This is a genomic window from Escherichia sp. TW09308 (assembly GCF_000208565.1).
GTDB classification, from domain to species: domain Bacteria; phylum Pseudomonadota; class Gammaproteobacteria; order Enterobacterales; family Enterobacteriaceae; genus Escherichia; species Escherichia marmotae.
Genome location: NZ_AEME01000001.1, coordinates 1,022,760 through 1,034,591, shown reverse-complemented (window position 1 = coordinate 1,034,591; position 11,832 = coordinate 1,022,760). Strand labels below are relative to the sequence as shown.

The 11,832-nt window shown below is 49.0% G+C and carries 11 protein-coding genes; 3 read left to right on the top strand and 8 right to left on the bottom strand.

Translation table 11 applies throughout. The features are described from left to right. Position 1: 1 nt before the first annotated feature. The 6 genes from yiaO to yiaK form a co-directional block, all read right to left on the bottom strand. On the bottom strand, positions 2-988 hold the full coding sequence (gene yiaO / locus ESM_RS0105135) for a 2,3-diketo-L-gulonate TRAP transporter substrate-binding protein YiaO (RefSeq protein WP_000776924.1): 987 nt from the start codon (positions 986-988) through the stop codon (positions 2-4). A 12-nt stretch (positions 989-1,000) separates the two neighbouring features. Next, entirely contained in the window at positions 1,001-2,278 is a 1,278-nt protein-coding gene (gene yiaN, locus ESM_RS0105130; RefSeq protein WP_000153834.1) for a 2,3-diketo-L-gulonate TRAP transporter large permease YiaN, read from the bottom strand. A gap of 2 nt (positions 2,279-2,280) precedes the next feature. Further along, a complete protein-coding gene (yiaM, locus tag ESM_RS0105125) occupies positions 2,281-2,748 on the bottom strand; it encodes a 2,3-diketo-L-gulonate TRAP transporter small permease YiaM (RefSeq protein ID WP_000827290.1) in 468 nt (155 codons plus the stop codon). Between the two features lie 113 nt (positions 2,749-2,861). Further along, entirely contained in the window at positions 2,862-3,782 is a 921-nt protein-coding gene (locus ESM_RS0105120; protein ID WP_000646634.1) for a DUF4862 family protein, read from the bottom strand. 23 nt (positions 3,783-3,805) lie between these two features. Then, positions 3,806-4,270 (bottom strand): YhcH/YjgK/YiaL family protein, encoded by a 465-nt coding sequence (locus tag ESM_RS0105115; protein WP_000576113.1) that lies wholly within the window; start codon positions 4,268-4,270, stop codon positions 3,806-3,808. 11 nt (positions 4,271-4,281) lie between these two features. After that, a complete protein-coding gene (yiaK, locus tag ESM_RS0105110) occupies positions 4,282-5,280 on the bottom strand; it encodes a 3-dehydro-L-gulonate 2-dehydrogenase (protein WP_000869057.1) in 999 nt (332 codons plus the stop codon). Between the two features lie 215 nt (positions 5,281-5,495). On the opposite strand from yiaK, the gene yiaJ reads away from it, so the two are divergent. After that, positions 5,496-6,326 (top strand): IclR family transcriptional regulator YiaJ, encoded by an 831-nt coding sequence (gene yiaJ, locus ESM_RS0105105; RefSeq protein ID WP_000516596.1) that lies wholly within the window; start codon positions 5,496-5,498, stop codon positions 6,324-6,326. A 101-nt stretch (positions 6,327-6,427) separates the two neighbouring features. After that, positions 6,428-6,901 (top strand): 4Fe-4S dicluster domain-containing protein, encoded by a 474-nt coding sequence (locus tag ESM_RS0105100; RefSeq protein WP_001517331.1) that lies wholly within the window; start codon positions 6,428-6,430, stop codon positions 6,899-6,901. 196 nt (positions 6,902-7,097) lie between these two features. Here the strand turns inward: ESM_RS0105100 and avtA are convergent, their stop codons facing one another. Further along, a complete protein-coding gene (gene avtA / locus ESM_RS0105095; RefSeq protein ID WP_000144329.1) occupies positions 7,098-8,351 on the bottom strand; it encodes a valine--pyruvate transaminase in 1,254 nt (417 codons plus the stop codon). A 175-nt stretch (positions 8,352-8,526) separates the two neighbouring features. After that, positions 8,527-10,557 carry an alpha-amylase gene (gene malS, locus ESM_RS0105090; protein WP_000762036.1) on the bottom strand — a complete coding sequence of 677 codons (2,031 nt, stop codon included), beginning with the start codon at positions 10,555-10,557 and terminating at the stop codon, positions 8,527-8,529. Positions 10,558-10,968: 411 nt separating this feature from the next. On the opposite strand from malS, the gene ESM_RS01000000124125 reads away from it, so the two are divergent. After that, entirely contained in the window at positions 10,969-11,793 is an 825-nt protein-coding gene (locus tag ESM_RS01000000124125; RefSeq protein WP_001517329.1) for a protein bax, read from the top strand. Positions 11,794-11,832: the final 39 nt, after the last annotated feature.

Genomic DNA, 11,832 nt, shown 5'->3' with positions numbered 1-11,832 from the left:
TTTATTGCACCTCATCCACGGCTTTCAGCAGATCAGCACCCTGCGGAACATCTTTAACAAACATGTCGCGGATCTGAGTACCCAGGGCGTCGCTAAAGGCTTTGCGGTCAAGATCGGTGATGACTTCTACACCGGCGTCTTTCATACCGTCGATGATTTTTTGCTGATCTTCAGCAACCAGTTTGCGCTGGTAGCTACCCGCTTCTTGCGCGGAGGAGACCAGAGCTTCCTGCATCTGCGGGCTTAAGCCATCAAACTTCGCTTTGTTGATCACCACCAGAAGCGGTGAATAAGCGTGATGTGTCAGAGAAAGGTGCTTTTGTACTTCGTAAAATTTTGCTGACCAGACGACGTTGATCGGATGCTCTTGCGCGTCGATGGTGCGAGTTTCCAGGCCGGTATAGACTTCAGCAAATGGCATCGGGATTGGGTTGGCACCGAACACTTTAAATGCGGCGATATTCATCGGGCTGTTGTTGGTGCGAATCTTCAGTCCTTTCAGGTCTGCAGGGGTTTTTACCGGCGCGCGAGAGTTAGTCACATCACGCCAGCCGTTTTCCCAGTACGCCAGTACTTTCAGTCCTTTGCCTTCGAGGGAGGCTTTCAACTCGTCGCCCACTTTGCCATCGAGGGTTTTATGCGCGTGGGCGGTATCGCGGAACAGGAAAGGTACATCCAGCAGGTTTATCACGGGTGAGAGTCCCGCAAAGTTATTCGAGCCGGACATCTCCATATCAATGGTGCCACCGCGCACACCACTGATCATCGCCTGTGCATTGCCGAGGGTACTGTCCGGGAACAGTTTTAATTTCAGCTCACCTTTGGTTTTCTCTTGCAATAATTCATTGAATTTTTTTGCCGCAATATGTTGCGAATCGGTTTGTGATGTTTCATAACCGAAACGTAATGATTGTGCCGCCAGAGAAGATGTACTGAATGTAGCCACTCCGGCAATTAATAAAGCGTAGGTTACAGAACGTAATTTCATAATATTTTCCTTTTAGCTCATCCATTTTAGTGGGGCGGTAATTAATTCTGGGATAAAAATAAATAATGCTAACAACATGAATAAAACCATGACGTAAGGCGCAACGCCTTTTACAGCATCGTCAAATTTAAGCTTCGCAACACCGCATATGACGTTAAGTACGTTACCAACCGGGGGCGTAATTAGCGAAATTGAGCAGTTAATAATAAACATAATGCCAAAATAGACAGGATCTATTCCCGCTTCTTTTACTAATGGCATTAATACCGGCGTAAGAATTAATACGGTAGGAGTTAAATCCATGACTGTACTGATCACCATAATGGCGAGCATAATTACGATGAATAATAAGCGAGGCGAGTCAACCAACGGTTGTAATAACTCCGATACCATCATCGGCAGTTCAGCAATGGTGATTAGCCATGCGGATACCGCTGCGGAAGCCACCAGGAACATCACCACGGAAGTGGTTTTCGCCGCGTTAACCAAAACATGGTAAAGCGTGGCGAACGTCATTTCGCGATAGACCACCACCGAGACAAACAAGGCGTAGAATGCCGCAACCGCGCCAGCTTCTGTTGGTGTGAATAATCCCGAACGGAAACCGCCAATAATAATTATTGGCAAAAAGAGTGCCCAAATACCGGAAACTAAAGATTGCCAGACTTCCCGCAGCGAGGCTTTCGGCTGGCAAGGCAGGTTTAGCCGTTTTGCCTGCCACCACCAGGTAATCATCAGCGTGATGCCCATCATGATGCCCGGCGCAATGCCAGCCATAAACAGTTTGCTGATGGATAACCCACTGGAGACACCGAAGATAATGAGTGGAATAGATGGCGGAATAATGGCCGCGATAATACCGCCCGATCCGATAAGCCCGGCGGCGCGGTTTACCGGATAGTTGGCCTGACGCATCATCGGCACCAACAGTGCCGCGACGGCAGCGGTGTCGGCAACCGCAGAACCAGAAAGGCTTGCCATGATCATCGCAGCAAGAACGCCGACGTAACCCAGACCTCCCGGTCTGTGGCCTACCAGTTTCATCGGCAAGTCGACAATACGTTGCGACAGGCCGCCCGCGTTCATGATCTCACCCGCCAGTACAAAGAAGGGGATGGCTAACAGGGAGAAGCTGTCTGCACCATTGACCAGTGTTTGCGCCAGAATTTGCACATCAAAGATATCCATCCAGAACATCAATGAAATGCCACACAGTAATAATGCCCAGGCGATGGGAATACCAATGGCGATAGCCCCTAACAGACTGACAATAAATATAAGGATTGTCATCGTCAGGCTCCTTGTTGGTTTCGGCTGGGGGCACTTGTTAACTGCCGGTATAAATGGCGCAATTCCAGCAATGCGATAATCAGGCTAGTGGGGATTGCGGCGGCATACATTAAGCCAACAGGTACGCCGAGAATGGGCGATAAGTTACTCCAGTCTTGCGCTGTTTTTTCTATTGCCCCCCAGGCCAGGCCCAGGCAAAGCAATAAAATAAGCGTATGGGTTAGCAGCGAAACACGTTGTTGATTAGTGGGTGAGAGTTTTTCGACTAAGAAAGTAACCTGTACATGGCTGTTGTCCATAAACGCCACGATAGCGCCAATAAATGTTAACCAGACAAATAAAAGTCGGGATAATTCATCAATCGATAATATGCTTGTGTGAAATCCATATCGAAGAATTATATTAATAAAAATAATACAAGACAGTATTGCGATGATGACCGCAAGAATGCCTTCGAGCATCCGTTTCATAACGAGTCCTTCTTGTTATGTCATATGTTTTCATTAATTAATGTTGTAGGTATTCGTAATAATTATTGGAAACGACTAATTAGAGATTTAATGCGATATATGAGTGAAACGATTTAACGACATTCATTCATAGAGTGAATGCCGTTACGTAATATTTCGATACGGTGATGAACATCAGCAGTAGCATGGATTTCTAATAACTTGATGCCAGAAAATTGCAATGTTGATGGTTCTGCCACATTAAATAACTCGCTAACATGTTTTGTGGTCATCAGGCTTTGCGGGCAGAAAGGAGCGAATGGCGCGTGTAAGTCTTGCCATTCACCATATTCTCCGTTGAGTGTGGTTCCTGAGAACATCAGCGCACCGAGTTTCCCGGTCTGTTTTGCCATCAGGGCATGGGTAAGCGGTAATGTGGTATTGCGTCCTTCAATGGCCGAACGTGCCCAGTTGATACAGACGCTGATGTCATAATCAGCAATGACATCCAGAACATTTTCTAACGGCAAAAAACCTTTACGCGGAGCGGGGGAGGTCATGGCGTCGCAGTGTTCCAGCACCAGTTTGCACGGCCAGCCCCAGTTGGCGATTTCTTTCAACGAGCGGGCAAAAGCGTCTGTCGCTTGCATAACATTGGGATTGGTTGCTAATGGTGCAGCCTGGATCTCAAGTGCGAGCACTTTATTAGCCGGTAATGAGTTGATTTTATTGAACAGGTGGCGGTAGTACGCCACGCACGCCTTGCGTTGTTCTTCGTCGCTGGAGGCGAGACCAAAACCGTTGTTTTCGCTGCGGCGACGCATGGTTTCCATTACTGCGGTAACGACAAATTGCCAACTCTCTGGCGTATGACGGAGTAACCATTGATCGCCAAGAGGATGGAAATTTTCCAGGCAGGGTTGTTCCAGACCGCGAATATCAGGGGTCTCTGATAATTGTCGCCAGAATTCCTTCTCTTCCTCTTCACTTCTTTGGTGAAAAGAAGGTGCACAGGGATACGCGCCGATAATATAACCGGCATTATTCGCTTTCATTTTGTGCTCCAGTAATAACTTTTTTATAAAGCAGAGAGGGCTACTTTAACCACGATTTTCCGTATTGCCGCTGGGGCATTTTTATTACATGCCGGGCGGTGAACATCCTGCGGGAAGAAAATAGCGTAACTACCCGGTATCATTTCGATAAATGACTCATGCTCACTGTCGTGATAAAAAATAATATCGCGCTGTTCTAATAGATATTCGCTGACTTTATTATTTCCGGTATCAATGGCTACACCTATTTTCTCTTCGCCCCGCGCCAGGAACTGAATGTCCAAATAGCGACGATGAACTTCAGGACGGTTTTCTACTGCTTCGCGAGTGGTTAAATCGATAATCTGCGCATAAATATTTTTACCGTCGATTTCAACAACGCCCGGTTCCAGAGCATTGAAATTGGTGGTGCGCAGAAAACCGAGTGCCTTTTCGATGGCAGCGGGTAAAAGGCACGGATTAGGCTGCGTGATATGTCCAAATATCATGGTCTGTCTCCTTATAACGCCTGGATTTTTGCCCACACGCTGTCATCAACCGTGATGCCGTTACGACGGTTTTCTGCCAGCAGGGTGGTAAATTCGTGGCCTGGTAAACGAATTGCCTGGTTTTCGTCAGCACGCTCGGCGGTGGTAACGTAATCCATGATGCGTTGCAATTTGGCGTCGCGGGTGGTGCCGTCGATCAGTTTGTCCACTTCGATGGCGATGAAGATTTGTGAGATACCGTATTCGTCGCTGTTATCTTCGGTTACTTCGGCAACGGAGGCACCGTCGGAAAGCAGAGTGGCGATCATATCCAGCACAATCGACATACCGGACCCTTTCCAGTAACCCATCGGTAAAATGCGGCGATTTTTCTCGATTATGCCAGGTTCTTTAGTCAGATTGCCTTCATCGTCAAAGCCACCATCAACCGGTAACTGACGACCCGCCAGGCGGTTAACCTCTAACATGCCGTAGGAGAACATCGACATCGACATATCGACCATGGTGATCGGCGTGGAAGGAATGGCGACGATTAATGGGTTGGTGCCAATACGACACTCTTTCGCCCCCCACGGTGGCATCACCGCGATAGAGTTGGTCCAGCAGATGCCGATATAGCCTTTTTCCGCTGCCTGCCAGCCGTAGCTGCCTCCGCGCATCCAGTGGTTGGCATTGCGTAACGCCACCAGACCAATCCCATGATGTGCAGCCAGTTCAATGGCGCGATCCATCATCTTTTTCGCCGTCAGGTTACCGATTGAGCGCTGGGCATCCCACTGCTCAATTGCCCCAAGGCTGGTGATACGTTTGGCCCCGGCGTCAGGGATGATATCGCCATTATCCAGTTGTTGGATAAAACGCGGGAAACGGTTAACGCCGTGAGAATAAACGCCGGATTCGGTGGTGCGGGCAAACATTTCTGCACAGGCATCGGCGGTTTCGCTGTCAACGCCGCGTGAAACTAATACCCGGTTAAAGGCTGCTTTTAACTGCTCAAATGTCACTTTCATCCCTGGTTTCCTTGTTTTTTTGAACGCTTTTTTAGCTTAAAATTCCACTATGCGAAATTTGATTTCAAATATATCGATCACTTTTTAACAAAGCAATCTGATTGATGATTTTCAAAAATCATAAAAATCAAAAAGTTATAATTTATCTGTTGAGATCGTGAACTGCGACACACTTTGCGCTACCATCAGGGCGCGCCAAAAAGGGGAGGTAAGCGATGGGAAAAAAAGAGCACGAGATAGCGCAGGATAAAGAGCGGCCTGCCGGAAGTCAGAGCTTGTTTCGGGGGTTGATGTTGATTGAGATCCTGAGCAACTACCCAAACGGTTGTCCGCTGGCGCATCTCTCGGAACTGGCTGGACTGAATAAAAGCACCGTCCATCGCTTATTGCAGGGGTTACAGTCCTGTGGCTATGTGACCACCGCGCCCGCAGCAGGCAGCTATCGCCTGACGACCAAATTTATTGCTGTCGGGCAAAAGGCGCTGTCATCGCTAAATATCATTCATATTGCTGCGCCGCATCTTGAGACGCTGAACATCGCCACCGGTGAAACGATTAACTTCTCCAGCCGCGAAGATGATCACGCGATTTTGATTTATAAACTCGAACCTACCACCGGTATGCTGCGAACCCGCGCCTATATCGGTCAGCATATGCCGCTCTACTGTTCTGCGATGGGTAAGATCTATATGGCATTTGGTCACCAGGATTACGTGAAATCGTATTGGGAAAGCCATCTGAATGAGATCCAGCCGCTAACCCGCAATACCATTACCGATTTGCCCGCGATGTTTGACGAACTGGCGCAGATTCGTGAAAGTGGAGTGGCGATGGACAGAGAAGAGAATGAACTCGGTGTTTCCTGTGTTGCTGCACCAGTATTTGATATTCACGGACGGGTGCCGTATGCCGTATCTATCTCTCTTTCTACGTCGCGTCTGAAACAGGTGGGGGAGAAGAATCTCCTGAAACCACTGCGTGAAACTGCCCAGGCTATCTCCAATGAGCTGGGATTTACCGTCCGGGAGCAGGGCGTGATCACATAATATCCGGGATAAGTGACAAAACTGTAACAATCCCTTTGTTGGATCAAAGCAATAATGGCGCGCTTTCTGGCACGCTGCGGTTTTAGTGCAAAGGAGTGATCATGAACCGGTTTATTATTGCGGATGCGACGAAATGTATCGGTTGCCGTACCTGTGAAGTGGCCTGCGCAGTGTCGCATCAGGAGAATCAGGATTGCGCTGCGTTGTCACCAGGCGAGTTTATTTCGCGTATTCGTGTCATCAAAGACCATACCTGTACCACGGCAGTAGCCTGTCATCAGTGTGAAGATGCACCGTGCGCGAATGTCTGCCCTGTGGACGCGATTCGCCGCGAACATGGACATATCTTCGTGGAACAATCACGTTGTATTGGCTGTAAAAGCTGTATGCTGGCATGTCCGTTTGGTGCGATGGAAGTCGTTTCATCGCGCGCAAAGGCGAGGGCGATTAAGTGCGATCTCTGCTGGCATCGGGCGACGGGACCGGCTTGTGTTGAAGCCTGCCCGACACAGGCGTTGCAATGTATGGATGTCGAGAAAATCCAGCGTCAACGACTACAGCAGCAACCTGTTTGAGACGTTATTCCGGCGCTTCTCAACGCCGGAATAACGTATTAATCAGAGGGTTGGCAAAGCGCGCTTTGTTTATGCCGGATACAGCCTGAACACCTTATTTGGCCTACAAAATCACACAAATTCAATATGTTGTATAATTCGTGTGGGCCTGATAAGCGTAGCGAATCAGGCTATTTTGCGTTTGCCATCAGTCTCATTAATGGCTTTCAACCCAGGCGCGTTCAATCTCTTCCGCCAGAATCTTCACACCCGCCTCAATTTTTTCCGGTTCCGGCACGTAATTCATGCGCATACATTGATGCGTGTGTGGCCACGGTTTATCCAGCCCGGGGAAGAAATTATGCCCCGGCACCATCAGTACACCGCGCGCTTTCAGGCGCTGATAAAGCTGCTCGGTGGTAATCGGCAAATCCTTAAACCATAGCCAGAGGAAGATTGCCCCTTCAGGTTTATGAATCAGGCAGCGATCTTCCGGTAAATAGCGGCGAATGATGGCGATAGTTTCCTGAACACGCTGGTAGTAAAACGGTTTAATCACCGTTTCTGACAGGCGCAGCAGGTCGTTACGCTTAATCATTTCACACATCATTGCCGGGCCAATACCGCCAGGTGCGAGGCTGATAATGCCGTTCATATTGGTGATGGCGGTAATGATTTTTTCATTGGCGATGATAATGCCGCAGCGCGAACCCGGCAGACCCAGCTTGGAAAGGCTCATGCACAGCACGATATTCGGATTCCACAGCGGGCGCGCTTCGCTGAAGATGATGCCAGGGAACGGGACGCCATAAGCGTTATCAATCACCAGCGGAATGCCGTGCTGGTTTGCCAGCGCATCTAGTTTCAGCAACTCTTCATCGGTTATTACATTACCTGTTGGGTTCGTCGGTCGGGAGACGCAAATCATCCCCGTTTCTTCGCCAATGTGCAGATGCTCAAAATCGACGTGATATTTAAACTGACCTTCTGGCAGCAGTTCAATATTTGGGCGCGCAGAAACGAACAGATCTTCTTCCAGTCCGGCGTCCGCGTAGCCAATGTATTCCGGAGCCAGCGGGAACAGCACTTTTTTGATCCGTCCATCGGCACGGCGTCCGGCAAACAGATTAAATAAGTAGAAAAACGCGCTCTGGCTGCCATTTGTTAGTGCAATATTCTGTGGTTCGATATCCCAACTTAGTTTCTCACGTAGCATCCCGGCAAGTAGCGACAGTAGCTCCGTCTTTCCTTGTGGGCCGTCGTAATTGCACAGCGCATCCGTTGCTTTACCGCTTTCCAGCATGTCGGACAGCAGTGTCTGGAAGTAGTCCTGCATTTCCGGGATCTGCGCCGGGTTTCCGCCGCCGAGCATAATTGCGCCGGGTGTGCGTAAACCGTCGTTTAGATCTTCCATCAGCAGTGTAATGCCGGAGTGGCGGGTAAATTTGTCACCAAAAAGGGAGAATGTCATAGCGGGATATCATTCGAACTCTGAAGCAAGGAAAGTAACAATAACGCTACATTTGCCAGGGTGCAAATCGGGCTTCTGCAAGAGGTTGGCGTGTTATGCTGAGTTTTTTATTTATGCTGGCATTTTATACTAAAAGGTGGCTTCCCGGCATACTGCAAGCGGGAAGCCGGAAAAGTTACGGTTGCCCCGCCCAGACGACCATCACTTTATCGTCGCCGTATTCACGGACGAATCCATAACCTTGTTTCAGTGACAATGCGGTGTGTTTACCCGCACCAATGGCTGGATGCCGTGCGCGGAACTGGCCGATGCGTTGCCAGTGCGCAACGCTGGCGGCAGATTTACCGCTAACATCCTGCCAGTTCATATCCGAACGTGTGCCTTGCAGCGGATCAGAACCAGTGGCACCGAATGGACGCGAGGACTCATCGCCATAAAAGATTTGTACCGCACCTGGCGCCAGTAACAATAACTCTGCGGCTTTATCGCCCCCTTCGCGGAACAAGCGGGTATCGTGTGAGGAGAGGTAGCTCAGCACGTTGAAATCCTGTAGTTTCTCTGCCATTTGCTGCCAGGTCGTATCCATCTGCGCCAGGCAACCGACCGCTTTCGCTGCCTGCTCCTGATAATCGAAATTGATCATCGCGTCGAAGCCGTGGTGATAGTAGTCACTTTTCATCACGCCGTGACCCCAGGCTTCGCCAGTCATCCAGAAAGGATTGTCATCTAACGCTTTTCCAGGGTTAGCGCTCTTCCACTCTTTCAGGGCGGCGCTGGCCTGGGTTTTCAGTTGCTGCCAGGCTGGCAACTCAACATGTTTGGCGGTATCGACCCGAAAACCATCAATACCGTAGTCGTGAACCCATTGGCTTAACCAGTGGGTTAAATAATCGCGAGGGGTAAAGCCGTCGACAGATTTTGCGTGAGTATCCGGTTTGTTTTTATAGAACACCGGCAGACCAGAAGCAGTGGTAGATTCTGTTTTGATATCCGGCAAAAAGGCCAACGACATGGTGAGATCGTCGAATCCTGGATTGTCGTAATCACCGATATCCGTTCTGATCCAGTTTTTTCCCCACCATTTATCCCAGCCGGCTTTGTCGCTGAAATTAATGTAATCGTTGAAGCTATGCCAGGTTTGCCCGGCTGCGGGTTTCCAGTCGCTCCAGCGGTTGCCCAGCGTTTTTTGTAACTCGTCGCCGGAAAGATACAATGCGCCAAACTGATACTCCTGCATATCCGCCAGCGTGGCATAGCCGGTATGGTTCATCACCACATCAAAGAGAATACGGATACCTCGCTGGTGCGCGCCATCAACCAATGCTTGCAGATCGGCTTCGTTGCCCATATTGGCATCAAGATTCGTCCAGTCCTGGGTGTAGTAACCGTGGTAGGCATAATGTGGGAAATCGCCTTTTGTACCGCCGCCAACCCAGCCATGAATTTGCTCAAAGGGGGCGCTGATCCACAGGGCATTGACGCCCAGTTGCTGGAGATAATCCAGTCTGTTGGTCAGGCCACGTAAATCTCCGCCGTGAAAAGTACCAATTTCCTCCATGCCATCTTTATGACGACCATAGCTCTGGTCGTTGCTGGGATCACCGTTTTCGAAACGGTCTGTCAGCACAAAGTAAACCGTGGCGTTATGCCAGTTGAAGGGGGCGGACGTGTCGGTTTCTGCCCGTTCCAGCAGCAGCAAGCCATTACTGGTGGCGGCAGGTTGTAACGTTATTTGACCGTTCTTCACCGTCGCGATTTGTTGGCTGTAATAATCACGGATTACCGTACCTTCCGGGAAGGTGGCGCTGACATTAAGCGTCAATGGCTGTCCATCCCATTTTGGGCATTCACGGATCTGGTTTGCTATTGGTTCGGCAGTGTTTTGGATCGAAATCATCAATGTTGGCGTGCCGGAGCGGGTGTCTATTTGCAGCTTATATTCACCATCTCTGAACAATCGCCATTGTGGCGGTGTGTTGTTACAAGGTTGCAGAGAAAGCATCTGATTGAGTTTTATTGCATTCGCAGGCTGCCAGCATTGTTGATTAAAATTCAGCGTCAACGAACGCGTACCTTTGGTCAGCGGTGCGTGGCTGACAAATGTTCCTGTGCTCTCTTCAGTAAAGGTGGGAAATCCCTGAGAAGTCCAGCCAGCGGCAACGGCAAAGCCGGGAATGAGTGTCAGAAAACAGACGGCAAGTTTCATAACGGATGAGTCCTTGTTGCTGCGAATTTCACCAGTTTGCCAGTGATAATACTGGTAAAACTCCTCCCTGATGAGGATTGCGCCAGGATGAGACGAAAGGGGGAGTATTTCACCTGAGATTTAAGCTTATTTTTTGCGATAACCCCCACATTTTCTGCGATTTAGCACCAATCTGAACCATTACCGCGTGACATAGTTTCAGATTTGGACTATTCCTTGGGGTGCTCTTGGCCGCTATTTTTGATATGATTTGAGATTCAACTCTCAAATTTGGGAAAAATATTGCTCTAAATAATTCGAGTTGCAGGACAAAACACCGAGGGTGTTTTGAACAGCGTTTGCGCAGTACATGCAACTTGAACTATGACGAGTATAAGGTGTTTGAATGATTAAATCCGATCAGGAGACCTGATGATTTTGACTCCCATACGACGATATGGGGCGATGATTCTTATGTTACTCACTCTGGTGTTTTCGAGTGAGGTGTTAGCGAAGACGCATACAACAACAGCGAGTCAGAAGTCCCATTTAACTAAAGCTAGTAATAAACAGGTAAGCAGTAAACAAGAGTATTCTCGCAATAGTGCAAAGAGCAGTTCACTTCCTGATTTGCGAAAATACCCTTCCGGAACACCAAGAAAAAAAGCGTTTCTCCGGACCGTGATGCCCTATATTACCAGCCAAAATGCTGCCATTACGGCGGAACGTAACTGGCTGATTTCAAAACAATACCAGGGACAATGGTCACCTGCAGAGCGTGCGCGTTTGCAAGATATCGCCAAACGCTACAAGGTGAAGTGGTCTGGTAATACGCGAAAAATCCCGTGGAATACGCTGCTTGAACGTGTAGATATTATTCCTACCAGCATGGTGGCGACGATGGCTGCGGCAGAAAGCGGTTGGGGTACGTCAAAACTGGCGCGTAGCAACAACAACCTGTTCGGCATGAAATGCATGAAAGGGCGTTGCACCAATGCACCGGGTAAAGTGAAGGGATACTCACAATTTAGTTCTGTCAAAGAATCGGTGAGCGCCTATGTCACTAACCTGAATACGCACCCGGCTTACGCTTCGTTCCGTAAATCGCGCGCGCAATTGCGTAAAGCGGATCAGGAAGTTACCGCTACAGCGATGATTCATAAGCTGAAAGGTTATTCAACGAAAGGGCAGAGTTATAACAACTACCTGTTCGCGATGTACCAGGATAACCAGCGGTTAATCGCCGCACATATGTAATTGCATTCCTTTCAGCCTTATCCGACTTGTTGGTCGGAT